This is a genomic window from Planktothrix prolifica NIVA-CYA 540, from assembly GCF_963864145.1.
GTDB lineage: Bacteria > Cyanobacteriota > Cyanobacteriia > Cyanobacteriales > Microcoleaceae > Planktothrix > Planktothrix agardhii.
In genome coordinates this window covers 30,664-51,711 of the sequence record NZ_CAWLTW010000002.1, presented here as the reverse complement: position 1 = coordinate 51,711, position 21,048 = coordinate 30,664, and the positions used below count along the sequence as shown (strand labels likewise).

General features: G+C 37.4%; 16 protein-coding genes. 11 read left to right on the top strand and 5 right to left on the bottom strand.

Going from position 1 to position 21,048, the window contains the following annotated elements:
- The first annotated feature begins 14 nt into the window (after positions 1–14).
- Genes AC559H_RS24805 through AC559H_RS24775 form a run of 7 tightly spaced genes read left to right on the top strand, consistent with a single transcriptional unit; the run spans position 15 to position 8,178 of the window.
- Positions 15–1,604 (top strand): amino acid adenylation domain-containing protein, encoded by a 1,590-nt coding sequence (locus AC559H_RS24805; protein ID WP_026796176.1) that lies wholly within the window; start codon positions 15–17, stop codon positions 1,602–1,604.
- Between the two features lie 11 nt (positions 1,605–1,615).
- Positions 1,616–1,897, top strand: a complete 282-nt coding sequence (locus AC559H_RS24800) for an acyl carrier protein (RefSeq protein WP_036834552.1) — start codon at positions 1,616–1,618, stop codon at positions 1,895–1,897.
- On the top strand, positions 1,894–3,198 hold the full coding sequence (locus AC559H_RS24795; protein ID WP_036834549.1) for an NAD(P)/FAD-dependent oxidoreductase: 1,305 nt from the start codon (positions 1,894–1,896) through the stop codon (positions 3,196–3,198). The genes AC559H_RS24800 and AC559H_RS24795 overlap by 4 nt, the downstream gene beginning before the upstream one ends.
- Positions 3,199–3,249: 51 nt before the next feature.
- A complete protein-coding gene (locus AC559H_RS24790; RefSeq protein ID WP_026796175.1) occupies positions 3,250–4,806 on the top strand; it encodes a class I SAM-dependent methyltransferase in 1,557 nt (518 codons plus the stop codon).
- 1 nt (position 4,807) lies between these two features.
- Positions 4,808–5,230, top strand: a complete 423-nt coding sequence (locus AC559H_RS24785) for a hypothetical protein (RefSeq protein ID WP_026796174.1) — start codon at positions 4,808–4,810, stop codon at positions 5,228–5,230.
- 56 nt (positions 5,231–5,286) lie between these two features.
- The gene (locus AC559H_RS24780; protein ID WP_026796173.1) at positions 5,287–6,936 is read left to right on the top strand and encodes a tetratricopeptide repeat protein; all 1,650 of its coding nucleotides are present in this window, start codon (positions 5,287–5,289) and stop codon (positions 6,934–6,936) included.
- 30 nt (positions 6,937–6,966) lie between these two features.
- A complete protein-coding gene (locus tag AC559H_RS24775) occupies positions 6,967–8,178 on the top strand; it encodes a tetratricopeptide repeat-containing sulfotransferase family protein (protein ID WP_026796172.1) in 1,212 nt (403 codons plus the stop codon).
- A 121-nt stretch (positions 8,179–8,299) separates the two neighbouring features.
- On the opposite strand, the gene AC559H_RS24770 is transcribed toward AC559H_RS24775, so the two are convergent.
- Positions 8,300–8,503 carry an AMP-binding protein gene (locus AC559H_RS24770; protein ID WP_026789268.1) on the bottom strand — a complete coding sequence of 68 codons (204 nt, stop codon included), beginning with the start codon at positions 8,501–8,503 and terminating at the stop codon, positions 8,300–8,302.
- 121 nt (positions 8,504–8,624) lie between these two features.
- Between AC559H_RS24770 and AC559H_RS24765 the strand changes: the two genes are divergently transcribed.
- The 4 genes from AC559H_RS24765 to AC559H_RS24750 are packed head-to-tail and all read left to right on the top strand — an operon-like array spanning position 8,625 to position 15,521.
- Complete coding sequence (locus tag AC559H_RS24765) at positions 8,625–9,980, top strand: coiled-coil domain-containing protein (RefSeq protein ID WP_026796171.1); 1,356 nt, start codon at positions 8,625–8,627, stop codon at positions 9,978–9,980.
- Positions 9,981–10,033: 53 nt separating this feature from the next.
- Positions 10,034–12,316: a glycosyltransferase family 4 protein gene (locus tag AC559H_RS24760; RefSeq protein ID WP_051319911.1), complete on the top strand. Its 2,283-nt coding sequence runs from the start codon at positions 10,034–10,036 to the stop codon at positions 12,314–12,316.
- An 8-nt stretch (positions 12,317–12,324) separates the two neighbouring features.
- Positions 12,325–14,679 (top strand): glycosyltransferase, encoded by a 2,355-nt coding sequence (locus AC559H_RS24755; RefSeq protein ID WP_081692456.1) that lies wholly within the window; start codon positions 12,325–12,327, stop codon positions 14,677–14,679.
- Positions 14,680–14,687: 8 nt separating this feature from the next.
- Positions 14,688–15,521, top strand: coding sequence for an Rpn family recombination-promoting nuclease/putative transposase (locus AC559H_RS24750; RefSeq protein ID WP_026789266.1), 834 nt, complete (start codon positions 14,688–14,690; stop codon positions 15,519–15,521).
- A 33-nt stretch (positions 15,522–15,554) separates the two neighbouring features.
- Here AC559H_RS24750 and AC559H_RS24745 read toward each other — a convergent pair whose 3' ends face one another.
- The 4 genes from AC559H_RS24745 to AC559H_RS24730 all read right to left on the bottom strand — a co-directional run bounded on the left by AC559H_RS24745 (position 15,555) and on the right by AC559H_RS24730 (position 20,901).
- On the bottom strand, positions 15,555–16,895 hold the full coding sequence (locus AC559H_RS24745; RefSeq protein ID WP_051319913.1) for a tetratricopeptide repeat-containing sulfotransferase family protein: 1,341 nt from the start codon (positions 16,893–16,895) through the stop codon (positions 15,555–15,557).
- A gap of 20 nt (positions 16,896–16,915) precedes the next feature.
- Positions 16,916–19,441: a tetratricopeptide repeat protein gene (locus AC559H_RS24740; RefSeq protein WP_036834567.1), complete on the bottom strand. Its 2,526-nt coding sequence runs from the start codon at positions 19,439–19,441 to the stop codon at positions 16,916–16,918.
- A 155-nt stretch (positions 19,442–19,596) separates the two neighbouring features.
- Entirely contained in the window at positions 19,597–20,037 is a 441-nt protein-coding gene (locus AC559H_RS24735) for a tetratricopeptide repeat protein (protein WP_081696208.1), read from the bottom strand.
- A gap of 27 nt (positions 20,038–20,064) precedes the next feature.
- Positions 20,065–20,901 (bottom strand): IS5 family transposase, encoded by an 837-nt coding sequence (locus AC559H_RS24730; RefSeq protein WP_036834550.1) that lies wholly within the window; start codon positions 20,899–20,901, stop codon positions 20,065–20,067.
- Positions 20,902–21,048 lie beyond the last annotated feature (147 nt).

Here is a 21,048-nt window from a genome sequence, read left to right as displayed (position 1 = left end):
TGAAACTAAAAAATATGCCTTATTTACTCCATCAGCTTTTAGAAATCAGTGCCAAGCAATATCCAGATCGAAAAGCAGTTATTTATAATAATAACTCCATAACCTATCAAGAGCTTAACGAAGTTTCGACTCGATTATCCTGCGTTTTGAGGAATGCTGGTGTTGAGAAGGGCGATCGCATCGGTATCTATCTCAACAAATCCATTGAAGCAGTATCGGCTATTTTCGGCATTCTCAAAGCTGGTGCTGTTTACGTTCCTCTCGATCCATCGGCACCCGTTCGGCGTATCGCATCTATTATTAATGATTGCCGGATCGAGGTGTTGATATCTACCCCTAAAAAAATTGCCAGTTTAGAACAGATATTACCAAAACTCGCACCCGTTCGGCGTGCGATCGCTGTCGGTGGGGATGCCTTCCAAATTTCAGGAACTATCAACAATTTTATCAGTTGGCAGGATGTATTGCAAGCACCTTTATTTCCCTTACCTGTCAACGAAGTAACTGAAAGGGAACTGGCTTATATTTTATACACTTCAGGCTCGACTGGAACACCAAAAGGAGTAACGATTAGTCATCGGGCGACGTTAAACTTTGTTAATTGGTCTGCTGAATGTTTTCAAGTAAGTTATGACGATCGCGTTTCCAATCACGCTCCTCTGCACTTCGATCTATCAGTTTTCGATATTTTTACAACACTCAAAGCTGGCGGGACTGTAATCATCGTTCCCGAAAAGTTAACAGTTTTTCCGCTTGACTTAGCTAGATTTATTGCTGAAAAAAAAATAACAATCTTGTACTCTGTTCCTTCTGCTCTCATTCAATTAGTTTTGCATGGGGATTTACCAAGATATGACTTCTCTAATTTAAGAGCTATTCTGTTTGCAGGTGAGGTTTTTCCGATTAAATATTTGCGGCAACTGATGGAATGCGTGCCGCAGGTAAAATATTATAATCTTTACGGGCCTACGGAAACAAATGTTTGTAATTATTATCCGGTTGAGAAGATTCCCGATAAATCGAGCGCGGTCTTGCCTATTGGTAAAGCCTGTGCTAATAATGAAGTATTTGCTGTCAATGACAGGGGAGAAATAGCAACGGTGGGGGAAGTGGGAGAACTTTACGTGCGGGGGCGATCGCTGATGGACGGTTACTGGGGGCACTCGGATCTGACTGAGGAGGTTTTGGTATCCCGTTCATGCAATATGTCCTCTCAGTCAGCGGAGGGAGAGCAAAAGCAGGACTTGGTTTATAAAACTGGCGATTTAGTGAGGCAAGAACCCGATGGAAATTATATCTTTTTAGGTCGGCGCGATCGCACGATTAAAAGTCGCGGTTATCGAATCGATCTAGGAGAAATAGAGACGACATTATACAAGCATCCACAAGTAGCAGAGGTAGCAGTTGTAGCTATTTCTGATGAACAATTCGGTCATATCGTCAAAGCTGTTGTGGTTCCCCACGATATTCAGTCTTTGCAAAAGCAGGATTTAGCGAGTTTTTGTTCAGACTATTTACCTAAGTATATGGTTCCTGCTGTTATAGAGATTCGGGCATCTTTGCCTAAAACTTCCTCTGGTAAAGTCGATCTTAAATTACTTTGAAAGCTAAGGATATGCCAACAGAAAGCTATACAGAGCAAGAGGTAGAAGAAATCCTCAAAAGCCAGATACTCAAAGAATTTATGTATGATCAGCCAGAAGTAATTTTAGATAATAAGTCACTTCTGATTGAAGAAGAAATTATTGATTCTTTAGGAATTTTTGTATTGATTAGCTTTATAGAAGAACAGTTTAATGTTAAAATAAATCCAGATGAGGTGGTGTTAGATAATTTTGAGACTATCGATACTATTAAGTTCTTAGTGATGTCAAAACTTGGGAGTCTTGAAGGATGAATATACCTCAACGCTGCGATGTAGTAATAATTGGTGGTGGGCCGGCTGGGAGTATGGCTGCTACGTTTTTAAGTCAAAAAGGATACGATGTAGTTTTGTTAGAACGGTGCAAGTACCCTCGTCATCATATAGGAGAAAATACTATTCCGCAATTTTGGAAGTATACTGATTTAGCTCAAGTAAGTGACAAAATTGCTGCTGAAGGATTTATTCAGAAAGCAGGTGGTACAAGCTTTTGGAATGGCTTAATTCGCCAAATTGACTTTAAAGATTTTGGTTACTCACGCCAAGCACTGCACGTTGAAAGAGACCGATTTGATTTAATTTTACTGGAAAATGCCCAAAATAAGGGAGTACAAGTTTTTGAAGAAGTGTCAGTTTTGTCAGTTGATTTGCAAGATGGACAACAAGAGCCAAGCCTCACCTACCGTCTCCTAAAAGACAAAAGTTCAAGTAAGATAGCCTGTCGGTTTATTGTTGACGCAAGCGGACAAAATGCTGTTATGGCAAAACAACTCGGCATTCGCACCATCGACGCCGATTTTCGGTTTATGAGTTTGTGGGGATACTTTAAGAACTCGAAGTATATAGGTTTGGATGGCAAAGCTCATTCAGTGGAAAATTTGAAAACAATTTTGCCAACTACATTTATTTGTTCGTTTGCTGAGACGGGAAATTGGGGATGGTCTTGGCACATTCCTTTGAGAAAAAGTACCAGTGTAGGCTTAGTTCTTCCTCTGGAATTTCTGAAAAATGTTCAATTAAACGGTGATTCTTGGGAATCTTATTTTCTACAAAAATGTTATGAAATACCGATTCTAAAAGACCTGTTAGTAAATGCTCAATTCTGCGAAGGAAGTTTTGCTAAAATTCAGGATTATTCCTATCGTTCCACTCAGATAGCAGGACCAGGATTTTTCTTGATTGGTGATGCTGCTGGATTTATAGACCCAATTTTCTCGATCGGAATTGTTTTAGGAATGTATTCAGCTTACACTGCGACTTGGGCGATTGACCGCAGTTTCAAAAATCCTAGTTCTTTAGTTCACAATCAAGCACTCTTTAGCCGTCAGATGCAAGGACGGCTAGAAGTGGCTCGTTCTTTAGCACTTCCCCGTTATCAGTTAGGCCATGACACCTGCGACCTGGCAAGGGCCACTGTTCAAATGGAAAGGTCTTTAGAACAAGAATTGATGGCAGCATGGTCTACAATGACGGGTAGATCGGATAATTTTCAGGCAATTGCGGACTATCTGAACAGAGAAAAAATTAAATCTAATAAATTCAGGATACTTGAATAAATTATCTGATAAAGCTCCCATTAACGAGTCAATTCCTAAATAGGCATCTATATGACTGTTCAACAGCATAATTGGGAAGAATACGAAGAAACAAAAAGATGGTGGGAAGTCAACTGGTCAGATGTAGAATTTTCACCAACTTGGAGAATGAGTAAAATTCCTCAAGAAGTTCAAGATGCAGTTGATAGTGGCTGGTTTTCACCAGGATCATCAGCATTAGATATCGGCTGCGGTATGGGTGAAATAGCGGCTTGGCTTGCCCAACAGGGCTTTAACGTCTTAGGGATTGATTATTCCCAAGCTGTTATAGAAAAGGCAAAGTTGGTACATGGTGAAATTCAGGGCAAGCTAGAGTTCAAAATAGTCGATATTTGTCGCCAACCTTTGACTTCACCTCGATTTAATTGCTTAATTGACCGGGGCTGTTTTCACGGTGTTTCTCAAGCCGTTTCCTCAGACTATGTGAAAACAGTTGCTTCTTGGTGCGTCCCCAGAGCAAAGTTTCTGCTTTTATACGCTACGAATATAGGTTCTAGACTAGAATTAGAGGAAGAGGAAAGATTGCGGAAGGAAGCGATCGCCTACATCAAAGCTACCTTCACACCAGTGTTTGAGATTACTGAAATAAAAACAGCTATTATTGAGCGAATACTCCCCGACGAACCAGTACCAGCATTGGCAGTTTGGATGATGCGAAAGGAAGACCGCGAGGAAAGTAAAGAAACAGAGAAACCAAAGGTCAAAATGGGTGGTAAACCAACCATTCGTATCTTGGTGAAAGGGCAGCGAGATGTGATTGATTCTCTACTTGCGATAATAGAAGGAGGCGAAAAAATAGATAAAGGTTTACAAGATTTAATCGATGAAAAGTACGATCGCGCTTTTCAAACTGAAATTATCTACGAACCTGGTGGGCGCTCCGACCTTTGGTTGCAACAGTTGAAAGAAATTTCCTTTGCAGATGAATTTCACGCTTCCGAACAATTAGGGAACTTTTCATCTAAGCAGCTAGAAACTTTGTTAATAGGACAATATCCTAGTTTATTGCTTGCACCAGATATCGATGTTATCGTCTTTTCTACCCAGGCTGAGATTACCAAAAATTTATGGCAAAGTCGCGAAACTGGGTATCTAGTTGATATTTATGAAAATTGGGAATACCAATTGTCTGAAGTGGAAAAACAGGAGTTTCAACAGCATTTTTATCCCACTGGTTTGCTGTCAGCGGAGCAATCTCAAGCTAATTTCTGTCAGCTTTTTCAAGTGCTGAAACAAAGAATAGATGCTTATATTATCTGTTATAATTGTTGCGACTTCGCTCCGAGCGATCACACTACCAATTACCACAACATCGGCGAAACACTGTGCCTGAGAATTCAAAAGTTAAATTTAGCTTTACTCAAGCTATCTATGCAAAAAGGAATTTCTATTATTGATGTAGAATCGCTCTTAGCTGAATTGGGTGCAGGACAGCACGTTATTGCAGCTTTGAACTATTCTCCTGAAGCTTATCGTGCAATTTGTCAAGAATTTTTACGAGTTATAATAGATGTAGGTTTTTTTGAAAATCGCCCTTTACTTAAGCAAATTGGACGCAGGAGAGATTAAAATGTTGTTTAAATTGCTCATGCCCTATATCAATAAAGGCACTGAAGGAGGAATTTTTATTCAGTGGTACAAGGAAGTAGGAGATAAAATCGACTATGGAGACAATATCTTTGAATTCAAAGTAGAAGAAGAGAAAAATAATCTTGTTTTAGAGACACCTGAAAGCGTACTTGCAAGCTTGGCAGAACCGGAGAAGACATCAGATAAAATTCACAAACTGGATATGCTCGTTCGTGTTTGTTCTGCTGATACAGGTTTTTTACGTCGCAGCTATGCACAAGAGTTTGTTTATCAGGAAGTAGGAGCTTTATTAGCCCTAATAACTACTGATGTACATGAACAAATTAATGAATCAAAATGGGAAGAAGCTAGTACATTTCGAGTTGTTCCCAATATCATCTCATATCCTGGTATTTATGTATAACCTACGCTTTGATTTGTGCTGATTCGATAAACTCCTAACTAATTAGTTGCTTAAGTATGGAAACAAACCTTGAAAAAAAAAATGCTGGAGAATATATGGAATCTAACCATATTATTTTTTGGTCGGGTTCGCATCCAGAAAATAAAATTGGGATCTATATTATGGGAGGTTGCGATCTTCCATCAGTGTTTTCCTGTGTTCCTCTAATTAAACCTATATTGAAAGGAACTTGCTGCATTCTCAAAGAAGGACAGATTGAGAAATCTAGATCGGATATCCTATTACAAAATTTAAAAGATTGTCCTCAAGATTTGTTAGCTCCCGTATTAGAAAAGTTTTATCTTCCCGGTAACTTTTTTGATAATCAACTATTCAGTCCCAGTTTTGGGGTTTCTAATGGTAGCAATTTTGAAGAGTTTCCTAAACAAGTAGTGATTCTATCCATTGCACCTGACGTAGCGAGAGTAGTTTATCAACATCGAGAGCATGGCTTTTTAATCGACCCAAGCGGTTGGTGGAACAATCAACGCATGGATTTAATGTTAAGAGATTTATCTTCTGCCAATTGGTTTCGGAAGCATTTTGTCAGTTTAGGTCGGATGACGTTAGAAACTTTTATTGAAAATTTCACTCAACTGATTAACCAAATTAAGCAGGCAACGAACGTCCACATTTTAGTATTTAATACTCTCACAATTGAACCTGGTAACATTACTCACAATTATCAGTTTGTAAAACGCCCTGAAAGCTTACGACGGCGGGAGTTCAACTTAGCTTTGGTCGAATTATCGAGAAAGTTAAACTTTTGGATTGTTGATATAGATAAAGTTTTAAAGCAAACCAGAACAAAAAATATGGTTGATTTTGCTCATTTCCCTGTGCAGCTTTATCAACCAATTGGTCAAGAAGTTTTTAGAATTCTAGAGGAATTAGAGATTTTCCAAGTTCCTACTCAGTCTTCGAGTGACTCATCAGAATTAGAAGTACAACAACTTGAAAATCAAGCAAAAGCTGAAATAGATAGATATCAAGAAAGCCTGCAACAAGTTCAGGAACAAACTAAGATACAAATTGAGCACTTGCAAACTCAGCTACAGCAAACGCAAGTTCAACTACAACAAACTCAGGAGGAATTAGTAAAATCTCAGTCTGATTTACAATATAGTGAAGACCAATTGAAACAAATTCATTCTCAAGTGCAACAAACTAAAACTGAATTGACGCAATCTCAATTGGAACTACATATCTGCCAAACTGAATTAGGACAATTTAAGTCTTATCTGCGACAAACTCAGGGCGTGGAGGGAATAAGGAGTTATTATCGCTCTCGCATCGCATCTAATCCCGACGATATCCAACTTTACCATCAAGCACTAGAAATTAAGCCAGATGACGCTCAAGTCCATTTGCAGTTAGGCAGGGTCTTAATCCGACAAAATCGCCCAAAGGATGCGATCACCTCTTACCAAACTGCCCTGCAATTTCAGCCGGATAACTTTGAAATATACTTGGAGTTGGGAAAGGCTTTAGAGAAGGAGAAGAAATGGGAGGATGCGATCACCTCTTACCGACGTGCGATCAAGTTAAATCCAGATTACTCTTGGTCACACAAGCACTTAGGGGATGCTTTAGCCCAACTGGGTAAAATCCACGAAGCAAGTACCTGTTACCATCGTGCTTTGCAGATTCAACCCAGAATTTTTTGAATTGGCAAGGCTTAAGAAGGAAGGTTGTGTATGTTACCAGAAAATCAAACAAAAAATTTAATCGCACACTATCAAAAGGCTCTACTGATCAAGCCTGACCACCCTACAACTTTATACAAAGTTGGGAACCAATACCAGTATGTAGCCGAATTTAATCGAGCTTTTTATTATTACTTAAAAGCAATTCAATCTAATCCCAATTGTCATTTATATTACTACAAGCTAAAAATGATTCTATTTTTTTCAAATATATTTAACCAATCAATCGATCCAGATTATCTGCAACTCGGAATTGATTTACTAAAACAAACCATTGAAAAACAGCCAAATTTCCTATTTGCTCAATATTTATTGGGTAATTTACTGAGCCAACAAGGAAAAGTAAGAGAAGCAATTGCTTGCTACCAAACCTTTAGTTACCAACAGATATTGGGTTCTCATCCACAACTCGCTAAACACCATTGGAATCCTCAAAAATTACGAAAGCCAGACTTTATCATTTGTGGTTTACCCAAGTGTGGAACAACTTCGATTTACGCTTATTTAACCTCTCATCCTCAAGTTCTGACTGCTGTTGATAAAGAAATTAACTTTTTTTCTCACTTTTTTTATCGAAGACTGGATTATTACTATGCCCATTTTCCTGCAATTCAAGATAATAATTACTTAACTGGCGAAGCAACTCCCTCATATTTATTTTGGGCGAATCCCGAACAAATTTTTCAATTATTTCCTAACATTAAGTTAATTTGTTTGCTCAGAAATCCCGTCGATAGAGCAATTTCATCTTTTTATCTTTTTCGTCGTTTGGGTATTGGACAAAATTCTTTAGAACAGACTTTTAAATTTAGTATTGAGCATCTAAAAAAAAGACCCGAATTATATTTGTTAAGCATCCTAAATAAGAAATTCAGCAAGGACTCTTTGCTCGAACAAATTTCATTACTCCATACAATACCGAGCCTGTATATTTATTTTATAAAAAAATGGATGAAAGTTTTTCCAAAAGAACAGCTTTTAATCCTCAAAAGTGAAGATTTTTATGGAAACCCACCAGCAACGATGAAACAAGTTCATCATTTTTTGAACTTACCAGACCATCAACTGACTGAGTATCGTAACTACAATCCGGGGTCTTATCATTCTGTTCCTGATGCTTTACGATGCCAGTTAGCAGAATTTTTTCAACCCTATAATCGAGAATTAGAAGACTACTTAGGCAGAAAATTTAATTGGGAATAAAATAAACTTATAGTGCATTTTCATAGCGTCTTGTAGGGAATCACTCTAAATCAAACTTTACCATCAAGCATTGACAATTAAGCCAGATGATGCTCAAATATTCTTGCAGCTAGGCAATGCTTTAGTTAGGCAAAATCGCCCAAAGGATGCGATCGCCGACAGAAAGTTGAGATTGTAAGTAAGTGGCGATCGCCCTAGCTTTTTCATCGAAGGAGCGATAGGTTAGACTGGCACTTGGTTTTTCTCTATTTTCGAGGAAAGTATAGGCAATGCGATCAGGGTGTTGAGAAGCAAGATTTTGCAAGAGATTAACAAGACTAAACATAGAACTATTTGAAGTAGATGATGAATTTTACGATAGGTACATTGGAGTTCAAAAACCAGAAGGTGTTAAAAGTTTAGGTCTTTTTGATTATGAAATTGAACCCCTCACCCCAGAAATTCTTATGGAAAAACTCGGAAACAATACACAGTTTTGCTCAGGACAGAATGAAAATCTTTCTCCCCAGTCTCAAGGTTGGATGCTAACCGCCCAGCAACTTCAAGACGAACTCGTTCAGACTCAAGCTGAGTTGAGAAACTCTAACGAGCAACTACATCAAAATCAAGTGCAATTAGAAGAACTAAAAGTCCAACTGTCCCAAACGGAAGCAGAACTGGAACAGTCCTGTACTCAACTAAAAGTTCAGCTAACAGATGCAAACAATAAACTAGCAGAAAAAACGAGACAATTGGAAACACGACAAGAAGAATACTCTCAGACTCAATTAGATCTCGAAAAATGTCGAGAACAATTGCACCTAACTCAAGAATACCTTGAACAAGATAGAAAACAACTTCAGCAAACTCAAATTGAATTAGAGGAGATTAAAAATCAGCAGTTCCAAAGGCAGCAAGAATTTGAAAATTTACGAACTCAGTTACAAGCTAAATTAACGAAGCGCAATGAAGAACTGAATCAAAAAACGGCAGAATTAGAAGTTATAAACAATGAAAAGTTACAAACTCAGAAAGAACTAGAGAAACATCAAAATCAATTCCAAGAAATCCAATCTCTACTGCAACAATCTGAGAAAGAACTACACAAAACTCAAGCAGATTTAGTGGCAAATCGTCAAGATCTAAATCAAACTCAAGAACAATTAAAGCAACTAGACATCCAACACCAGCAAACTCAGACAGAACTTAAGCAATATCGAGAGCAACTAAACCAAACTACAACAGAGTTAGAAAACTCTAATCAGCAACTCCAAGAAAAAACAACAGAATTAGCACCCTTAAAAGCAGAACATTCTCAAATGCAAATAGAACTCAAAAGTTATCGCGAACAACTGTCTGAAAATATAGTAAAATTTACAGATTTAAACAGCAAATACTCCCAGACACAAGCACAACTTCAGCAATATCAAGCTGAATTACAAGAAACTCAAGTTCAACTCCAATCATCTGTTGAACAACTGCGCCACAGTCTTGTAAAAACCGAACAGCTAGAAAATCAAAAGCATCAAACCATTACGGAGTTGGAAGTTATAAAAGCGCAGTACAATCAAGCACAAATGAAACTTCAACAGTATCAAGAACAACGGGAGCAAATCCAAGGACAATTCGAGGAACTGAAGTCTCAGCAGAGCCAAACTCAGGTACAATTAGAACTGTCTCAAATTGAACTCGAACAAACTCAAATACAATTAACACAGTCTCAGACTCAACTCGAACAACAAACAGTAGACTTAGAGAAATTTAAGTTTCAGCAGCACCAAACTCGACTGGCTGAGATCATCCAGGGGCGATCGCAATTTTAATAAACTATTCAATTTCTCAATTCCCCAAAAATAATAAAGGTAATTTACAACCCATGAATCAACTAGCCTTGCTTAACGATATTTCCGCAAATCATTTCGCAGTACATTTTCAACCCTTGTTAATTGAAAAATTATCGTCCGCCCCTGAACCCATAGCTATTCTTGTAACTTCTGAATATGAAAGGATTTTTAGAAATGGTGGAATTGGGACTTACTATGCCACATTAAGTCAAAAATTAGCAGCAGAAGGTTACTATATTATTTTAATACTCTGCCAAACTCAAAAATTATTTCACGGAGAATCAACAGTCCCCTCTATTCGCCATATCTTTTCTGTTTATGAAGCTGAGAAAGTTTTGGAACTTCAACCAGTTCATCGGGGAATTTTATCTCAATTCAAGGAATGGGAATGGGTAGAATCAGAAAGTTATAGAGTTCTATTTTTTATCCAAGCTATAGCTGCCCATTTTAATCAATCTTCAATTTATATAGAGTTTCCCGATTTATGCGGACTGGGATATCGTACAATTCAAGCCAAACGCTCAGGTTTACTGGGAAAGAATTGTATTACAGCCGTTACCCTACATAGCGGTCAAGAGTGGTTAAATGAAGCCCATGAGAGATATAATATAGAAGGGGAATGGAATTGGTTTAAAAATATTTATAGTTACGAACAATATCCTTTTGAAAATGCTGACTTAGCTTTTTTTCTGTCTTATTTTATGGAAGAAAAAGTAAAAGGTTATGGTTGGAAAACTTCCCATGCCGTTCATTTACCTTACTGTTTCCCAATTGTCTCTCCCCTAGATAATAGACGACCTCTGTTAACAAAATTTGTACTAAACCTCAAACGTCAACAAATACCCATTATCTTTTTTGCTCGGCTAGAGGAAAGAAAAGGACTTTTAACATTTATTGAGGCTATACAACAGTTAGGACAAAAAATTAGCTCGCAAATTTACATTCTATTTTTAGGGAAAAGCGTTCCCCTTCATTCTACTCCAATCCAACAACAAGACAGCCAGCAATATATTGAGCAAGAACTCGGAGGCAAATTTTCTTATACAATATTATCGGATTTGTTTAGCAAAGAAGCCATTGCCTTAGTCCATGAATTAGCACCTGCAATTGTCTGTTTAACCAGTCCTCAAGAAAACTTTCCTAATACTGCTTTAGAAATGGGACAGTTACCCGTGAGTTTAGTGGTTTCAGACACGGGAGGATTTCGGGAAACCTTAAACTTGATTAACCGCTCAAATAGTGTACGATGGTTTGACCCGGGGAACTCCCAGTCTCTTGCGTGCAAAATTGCCAGTGCTATTGCTGCTTATCCTGAAATGCCGTCACCTCCCGAACAGGAATTTTTAGAACAAGTCAATCAATGCTTGTTCAACCAGCGACTAGAATACATGAAACAAGCCTTTTCTGAAGTATCTCCCAGCCCCGCTCCCTCGGCGAAAAAAGATGTGTCAGAAGCTCACCTGTTGGGTATGACTTCTTCGCAAGAGCAGATTTTTCTGCAAGACTATGCTGAAAATCAGTATTCGGGTCAAGGCGAAATTATTGATTTAGGATGTTGGCTGGGGTCTGCGACTATTTCTATCGTAAAAGGATTAGAAAAAAATCGTAAAGTTGCACTTAGATCTAAACGAATTCATGCTTATGATCTGTTTATTTGGTATCCCTATATGGAGGCATCTGTTAAAGGGACTTCTGTTCAAGGAAAATACCAACCGGGAGATAATTTTCTAGATGAGTTTATGCACCGAATTCGTCCTTGGAATTCCTTGATTGAAGTTTACCCAGGAGATGTGATGAAAATTGGCTGGAAGCCACAGAAACCGATTGAATATTTATTTGTAGATGCCATGAAAAGTTGGGAACTGACAAAAAATATTTTTATGAATTTTTATCCTTATTTGATACCGGGTAAGTCTCTCGTACATTATAACGATTTTGCTCACTATTATGAATCTTGGATTCATGTATTGATTTACCACCTAAGACCCTATTTTAAACATCATTGTAATCTCTGGCAAGCTGCTGTCTTTGAATATATTAATCCCTTACCCAAGGAGTCAGAAAAGATACTAAATCCTTCATTCAGTATCTTTTCTGACGAAGATATTCATCAAGCTTTTGAATACTCGATGGAAATTGTGAAGGAAGAGTTACGGGCAAATATTGCAGCAGCCAAAGTTATGGCTTTTATTCATTTAGGAGATTATAAAAAAGCACAGCAAGAATTGATTAAAGCCAGAAAAACGTTTGGAGATATTCTCGATATTCCTATAGTTATTCAACTTTTATCAACTAGAACGGGAGAAACACTTTAATTAATTTTATGATGATAATGGAACCCGAAATTTTAATCCAGTCTATTCTCTCTCCTCAGAGATCTGAACTCTGCTTTCATCCACAGTTTCTAGAGAACTTCAATCTCTCAACTCAAAAAATCGCTATCCTAGCAACTAACGAATTTGAAGGGTTTTCTAAAAATGGTGGTATTGGCACTTACTATAAAGCCTTAAGCCAAAAATTAGCAGCAGAAGGTTGGTTGGTCATCCTCTTACTGTGCCACAACCAGGAGAACTTTCAAGGAATATCAAAACAGCCAAATCTCCATCATGTCTTCGCTATCGGTGAAGTCGAACAAGTCCTCAAGATTCAACTCTGCCACCACGCTATTTTATCAAGATGCAAAAAAAACTCAATCAATCAATGGTTTGATTACGAAAGCTTTTGCTGTTTGTTTTTTACTCAAGCTATTGTTGCTACTTTTCCTGAAGCTGTGGTTTATGTGGAATTTCCAGCAATTTGGGGATTGGGTTATCGGACAATTCAAGCCAAAAAATCCGGTACATTAAGTAATAGTTGCCTTGTTGGGGTTACAGATCATGGTGGTTTTGAATGGTTGCGAGAAATCAATAGCAGATATACAGTAGATTATCCCAGATGGTTTTGGCAAGCTTATGACTATGAACAGTATTCTTATGAAAATGCGGATTTAACTTGCTTCCCCTCTTATTTCCTCAAGTCAAAGGTAGAAAGCTATGGCTGGAAAACATCCCACGCTGTTCATTTACCCTATTTTATTCCGGTTCTAAACTTGTCAACTCCAGATGAAACCCAAGGAACTTATAAAAATACAGTTCACTGGAAAAACCAACGAAATAAAGAACAGATCCCACTTGTATTTTTTGGTAGATTAGAGGAAAGAAAAGGACTGTGTATATTTATTCGGGCTTTACAGTTACTTGAGGAGGATATAACAGATAAAATTAACATTTTCTTTCTGGGTAAAACGATTAAACTAGAATCAACTCAGCTTCAAGGTTTAGATAGTCAGCAGTATATTGATCAGAATTTGAAGGATAAATTTTCTTATCAGATTTTTCCTGATTTATCTAGTTTAGAAGCAATTGATTTAGTGAGTCAGCTACCGACACCCATTGTCTGCCTTTGCAGCGTACAAGAAAACTTTCCTAATACTGCTTTAGAGATGGGACAATTAGCTGTTAGTTTGGTGGTTTCAGACACGGGAGGATTTCAGGAAACGTTAAATTTAATTTCAAGAACAGATGGCTTATATTGGTTTAAACCAGAAGATCCCCACTCCTTAGCTGACTCTATCCGTAAAGCTATCTCAGCGCATCCAGAAACGCCTGTGGTTCCTGATACTGGTTTGTTAGAAAAAATTAATCAAAAATTACTTAATCAAAGGCTTGAATATATGAGTGAAGCATTTATCAAATCAGCCCCGAAAGAGCCTAAAAATCCTCGCGTTACCGTAGGCGTAACGGGCTTGACCGATGCGAAAAAAATTTGGGATTGTCTGGAAAGTTTGGCAGGACAAACTTATCAGAATTTAGAAGTTATTGTTCTATACGAAACCCCAACAACCGCACTTCTACCTGATGATATTATACGGGTTAAAGAACAGTTTCCCAGCTATGAATTTGTCGAGTTTAATTACACTAGCTTAGGAGAAGCTTATAATCAGTTGGTAGAACGAGCAACGGGAGAATATTTCTTACAGTTTACCAGCGATCGCATTGCACTTCCTTTAATGGTGGAAAAATTTGTCACCGCAGCTTGTGAATCTGATGCGGTAGCTGTGGTATGTCCAGACATGACGCTCAACCAAGACTTAGAAGTGATTAACTTAAATGACGGGTCTTTACTCAAGCTACTAGAATTTAACCCAAATCAAGATTTGTGTGCTTTATTTGCGGTGGAGTGGCTGCGAGAGTTTCGGTATTCAGAAGTAAGGGATTTACTAGCTTTAAATTGGCAAATTTTAGCCGCTGCGATCGCTACAGGTCAAGAGATTGCCTACTATCCTTATCCTCTCTACCTTTCGGACTCCCACTCCGCACTCCTTATTAAACCAGAAAATTTGCCAAAAGAACGATATTATTTGCGTCAATATTTATCTCAAATAGCGGCTTCTCAATGGACTCAGCGCCAACTCCATCTTCTCCTCACCTGCGTTGAGCAACTTTGGCAATCAGAAGCACAAAAGCAAAGCAAAATGTGGCAACTTCAACAAGATAAAAATCGGTATCAAGCTTTAGCTTCTCAATCCCAAGCTTGGATGCAGACAGCACTGGAAACCCAACAAGAACTCGACGCGCTACAAGCCGAACTACAAAAGACACAGACAGCGTTAGAATCTATTGAAAAGACTCAGGTATGAATAAAACAATGAGATTTATCAACCCCAAAACAGACTATGCCTTTAAAAAAATATTTGGTTCTACGGAAAGCAAAGACATTCTGATTAGCTTTCTCAACGCTCTAATTTATGAAGGCAATTCTACCATTGAAGACTTAGAAATTATCAATCCCAACTTGCCACCCAAAATCCAAGGTTTTAAAGATACTTATCTCGATGTCAAAGCTACACTGAATGACGGCACACTTGTGATTATTGAAATGCAGGTTTTAAACGTGCAGTCTTTTGGCAAGAGGGTTTTGTTTAATGCTACGAAAACCTATGCTTTTCAACTCCAAGCGGGAGAAGGCTACCGAATGCTCAAACCAGTTATTGCTTTAACCATTACCGATTTTGAAATGTTCGCTAATCGCGATAAACTTATTTCCCGCTTTGTTTATCGAGAGAAGTCTGAAGGCTGGATCTATCCTGATAATGATCTTGAGTTGGTATTCGTTGAGTTGCCCAAGTTTACCAAAGAACTTGACCAGCTTGAAACCATTACGGACAAATGGATTTACTTTATCAAGTTTGCGCGATCGCTCACTTCTATTCCTGAAAATATGGACGATATCCCTGAACTACACCGAGCCTTTGAAATCGCCAATCAAGCTGATTTAACTCCTTCTGAACTAGAGGATTTAGAACGTAGGGAAATGTTTATCTACGATCAACAAGGAGCAATTAATCTCGGACGAGAAGAAGAAAAGCGGGGCATTGCTCGAAACTTACTGACTCAACTTAATGATGAGGCGATCGCCTCAGCTACAGGATTAAGTCTTAAAGCAGTTGAAGAGTTGCGCCAGGAAATGAGTAATGATTGACTTAAATTGAGCGGGAGGCTAGGTTTTCCATGATTACTCGTCCCAGTTAAATTTCATGCCCAGATATTCCTCTAACTTCTGGTTATGAGGCCGGAAAAACTCGGCTAAAGTCTGCCGCAAATCATCGCTTATGGGATTATAAGACCCTGGATTGTAATTGCGATATTCTGCAAGGGAATAATCCGGCACCCCCAAAAACTCGAAAACTTGAGTTAGAGTAGCCGCTGGATTAGCATAAAAGTCTTCACTCCTTAAAATCAAAAACTGTTCTCTCGGAAATACAGTCATCCACTTCTCTATAAAGTAGAAATATAAACCAAAGAGTAAATAGCCTTTTTCTGTCTGCCAATAATCTGAGTCAACTTCACCAGGAGATGAGAAATTTTTAATAGCTTCAATTTCTGAGCTAATTACTTCTGCAAATGATCTCTGCTCTCCTGCAAATTTTAACTGCATTTGGTATTGAGAAAAAGCTCTAAGGATGGGATTACGTAAAAGAATAATAATCTTAATATTGGGAAATATACTAGCAACTTTCTTTTCGGTTCCATAACTTACCAAATACCAAGGAGTAGCTTCTCCTGTCAAAAAATTAGATTCCTTGGGAATGGGTGGAAAATGAGATAAATACCAATCTAATCCTCTCTCGCTATTTTCACTAAAAAAATGTATTTCTTTTCTAATAGCAGGCAGGATTTGAGGATGCTTTTCCAAGTAAAAATAGAGCGAACTTGTCCCTCCTTTTCCAATACCAACAATTAAAAAATTGGGTATGCGTCGGTTCTGTGAATTCCAATGATTTTTTGCAAACTCAGCGTGAGAACCTAAAAGTTTTTTGTAACTAGCCATTTGGTAACAGGATATAGCCTCTTCTAACTTTCCTTCTTGAGTTAACAAATCCCCTAAGTTAAGATAAGCTAAGTAAAGATCCGGTTGCTCCTCTATTATCTTGCGGTAGGCACAAATAGCTTCTTGGAGCGAACAATTATTTTGTATATTTATTAATTTAAAATAAACTTGTTCAAATATTGCTTCTGCCTTCAAATGTTCTTGATACAAAGAAAGCACTTGGAAGTAACAATAAATAGCCTCATGCCATTGCTGTAGTTCTTGCAATACCTCCCCTAAACTATAATAGGCTTTATAAGCATCTGGTTTTACCTCAATGATATAGCGGTAGACAGATACAGCCTCTTCTAATCTCCCTTCTTTGACCAAGCGAATTCCTAAGAGATCATACATTTCAAAAGCATCATCAATTTGACCCTGCTTATAATATAATTGCGCTAACTTGCTATAAATTTCAGTGTTATCGGGCTTAATTAGCAAGGCTTTTTGATAATGTATGATTTGGCGATTTAGTAGGTCATTCATAAAAAAGCTTCTCTCAACAATCAAAAAATTCTTGGTTTAAGTTTAATCGCACGCCGATAACAAACTGTTGCTTCATCAGTATGACCTTGCGCTGCTAAAAGATCACCCAAATTTCTGTGCGACCAAGAATAATTTTGATTAATTTCAATTGCCTTACGATAGGAGAATATAGCTTGTTCCCATTCGCCTTGACTTGATTGAACTTGTGCCAAGTTATGATAATGCCAAAATGAAGGAGACGGATTGTTTTCAATTGCACGATAGTAACTTGATATTGCTTCCTGTGGCTTACCTTCTGCTGCTAAAATATCAGCAATATGGTGATGAGACCAATAATGATTAGGGTCAATCTCAATAGCACGACGGTAGGCAGCCATCGCTCGTTTATGGTCTTTTTTATGAGCGAAAGCCTTACCCAAATTTAAGTGAATTTCGGGGGATTCAGGAAATGCTCTCAGTGCTGTTTGATAAATTAAAATTGCCGGGTCTAACCGATTTTGTTCCATTAGAGTATTACCCAACTGCAAGTAAATTCCAGGTTCATTAAGCTGAATTTCTAAGAACTCGCTATCAGTCTCAACTTCATCCGGGTTGGTTTGGATTGCTTTATGATACCAACTCGCGGCGGTGGCTAAATCTAATCTAGCTCGTTCTCGAAAAGCACAAGCTAGTTTTTTTTCAATCCCTGGTAATTCTGGGTTGAGTTCCAAAGCTTTGTGATAGGCACTAATGGCTTCCTCCCACTGGCGACATTGTGCTAAAGCATCCCCTAAATTGTAGAATGTCCAAACCCAGTTGGGATTAAGTTGCGTCGCTTGTCTATAAGCACTAACGGCTTCTTCCCATCGTTGAAGTTTAATTAGTGCATCGCCTAAATTATTATGTGACCAAGAAAAATCAGGATTTAACTCAATAGCATGACGGGAAGCACTAACGGCTTCTTCCCATCGTTGAAGTTTAATTAGTGCATCGCCTAAATTATTATATGACCAAGAAAAATCGGGGTTTAATTTAATAGCTTGCTGATAAGCATTAACCGCTTGTTCATACCGTCCTAGTTTAAAAAGGATATCTGCAAATTGATGATAAAGTTCCCCTGAAACCAAATTTAATTTAATAGCTTGTTGATAAATGTCTACGGCTTCTAGCCAACGTTTTTTAGAAATTAATGCCTTTAATAAACCCGAATAAGAGTCTGCGTGATTGGGATTCATCTTAATAGATTGCTGATAAGCATTAATCGCTTCTTCCCATTCTTGTTTCTGGCTCAGAATTTCCCCAATATAATGATAAGCGACTGAGGAGTTGGGATTCAAATTTAAGGCTTTGTGATAGCAAGTTAGTGCCTCCTCTATTTTTTCTAACCCTATTAATTTATTTCCTAAAGTTAGATAATCTTCGGCTGTTGCTTGAGTTGGATCTAAGTTGAGGGTAGAATACCAACACATTGCAGCATCAAAGGGTTGACCAACCTGTTCTAAAACTTTCCCTAAATTATGATAAGCTTCAACAAAGATTGAATCTAAATCAATCGCTTTTCGGTAATGTGCGATCGCTTCTTGCCATTGCTCCTGCTGTGCAAAAATCCCACCTAAGCTAACATAAACTTCTGCAAAATTCGGCTGATTTTCTAATGCTTTTTTATAAAACCGCTTTGCTTCTTCTAACTGATTTTCAGCGCGGGTTACATCTCCTAAAATTTTATATACCAGGCTATTATTGGGTTGTAGAGAAATTATTTTTTTACAAGTGTTTATAGCTTGAGATAAATTTTTATGAGTATAATAATATTCTGCTAAAACCATTAAAGCATCAACATCAGTTAAAATCATCTCATCAGAGAAATGAGAACCATTCTGTATGGTGCTTTCTGGTATTGGTACTTCTAAAAAATGTTTAGATTTATTATCTAATTCCATTACTTTTTTATAATAAAAAGATGCTTCTTCTAATTTACCCTGTCGTTTTAATACTTCTCCTAAATTTTGATAAGCTCCTAATAAATTAGGGTTTAAATTAATTGCGTACTGGTAACAACAAATTCCTTTTGTAATCTCTCCTAGCTGCACCAAAGTATTTCCTAAATTTACGCAATCTTGTGCTGAAAATTTTTCTGGTTCAAGGGTCAATGCAGTATACCAACAATCGGCAGTTTCTTGGGGTTTATTCAAGTGTGTCCAAACCTTAGCTAGATTTCTATAAACTTTTGCTAAATTAGACTCAATTTGAATTGCTTTTTGATAATAATTAATAGCAAGATCCCACTGTTGTTTTTTTGCGTATAAACTTCCCAAGTTTATATAAGCATCCACAAAATCTGACTGAATTGCAATAGCTTTCAAATAGCAGTGCTGTGCTTCCTTTATTTCGCCTTTTATAGATAAAATATCCCCCATTATTTTATATGATAATGCGGATTGGGGCTGAAGTATTAAAGCTTTTTGGCAGGTCGTTTCTGCTTCATTTAATTTTCCTTGATTTAAATAAATTTCGGACTGTTTATTTAACTGCTTACTCACCATTTGTAAATCAGTAGAAGTTAGCATAAGACCCGATAGAGGTTGATATTGATTACTATTGTTTATGGCGGAAAAATTCATGATATACTCAAATTTAATAACTAAAATGATAGGATTCAGAATTTTGCTTTTGTCAAACTGAACAGAGGTAATTACTCCTGTTATCGGTAATTATAACCCTTTTATCCATCAGGGATAAAACCTTCCTTAGTCTGGATTTTACACAGTTGATGGTAACAAATCGTAGCCTGAGTTTTCTGACCTGTTTGCCATAAACGCTCGGCTAGTTGCAGAGATTCTTCAATAGTAAATTGTTCAGGTTCCAAACACAAAGCTTCATATAAACAATCGTCGGCATTTTTACTTTCTCCTAGAGCTTGCCAAGCACGAACCAAACCTTGATAACCCAGTACGCTCGGTTGAATTAAGATCATTTTTTGATAACAATCTATGGCTTTTTGCCAGTTTTGTTGTTGAATATAAAGTTCCCCCAAGTCAAAATAAAAGTTAATTTGTTCGGGTTCTAGGTTAATTGCTTGTTCATAACGCTGTTTAGCTTCTTCTTCTTGACTCAAAGCTCTTAACGCTTTTCCCCATAACCAATGACCTCTTGCAAAAAAAATCTATGCTATAATAACAAATTTTCACTTTCAGACTAAGAGTGTCAACTCATAATTATAAATGGCCGACAACAAATTACAACGAAGACCATAACGGCGACGACGATTTCGATAACGACTCGATAAGATCCTGAAAATTTTGAGGCTCCGATTAACGTGTTCAATCACAATTCGTTGATGAGCCAAAGCTTGATTATAGTCTTTTTCTAAGACCGAAAGATTGCCATTTTTGGGTTTCTTTTTGGGTACATAGCTATTCAAGTGATAATCCTTAATCCCTTGATAGCCACTATCTTGTAAACTATCAGTTTGGGGGTGAAAATGAATTTTGCTTTTTTTGAATAAGCTAAAATCGTGGCAATGTCCTTCTCCAAAATCTGTACAAATAATCTGTTTAGTTTCTTGATTAATTACTAACTGAATTTTGAGTGTGTGATGTTTTTTCTTTCCTGAGTAATATTTTTTCTGTTTTTTTTTCGGTCTTTCAATAGCCGTTTCTGTGACATCCATCACTACGATTTCGGGGTAGCCAGAATCTTGAATTAATGCTTTTTTTCCCGGAATACGAAACTTTTCTGTTTTGATTAAAGTTGATTCAATATTAGCAACAATTCGGCAAATAGTTGATTCTGATACTCCCCAATTTGTCCCAATATGAAAATATGTTCTGTATTCTCGCCAATACTCCAAGGCTACTAAAACTTGCTCTTGGAGAGTCAGGTGGGTGTGACGTCCTCTCCTATCTTTAGGATGTTCTAACCTGAACTGCTCTATGGCATTAACCATTTCTTGAAAGGTTTGAATCTTGACACCAAATCTCCGTTTAAATTCATGAGGTTTCAAATTTAGATAAAATTGAGTGTTCATCGCAGAGTTATTGTCTAAATTCACTTTCAATTTTTACCATTTTATGGAGTTTTTAGCAAAAATTTGTGAAGAATGGTTAGTCTCTAGGATTTTATGAAATTGAGCAAAACTTACCATAATACCATAAAATTATTTTGCAAGAGTTCT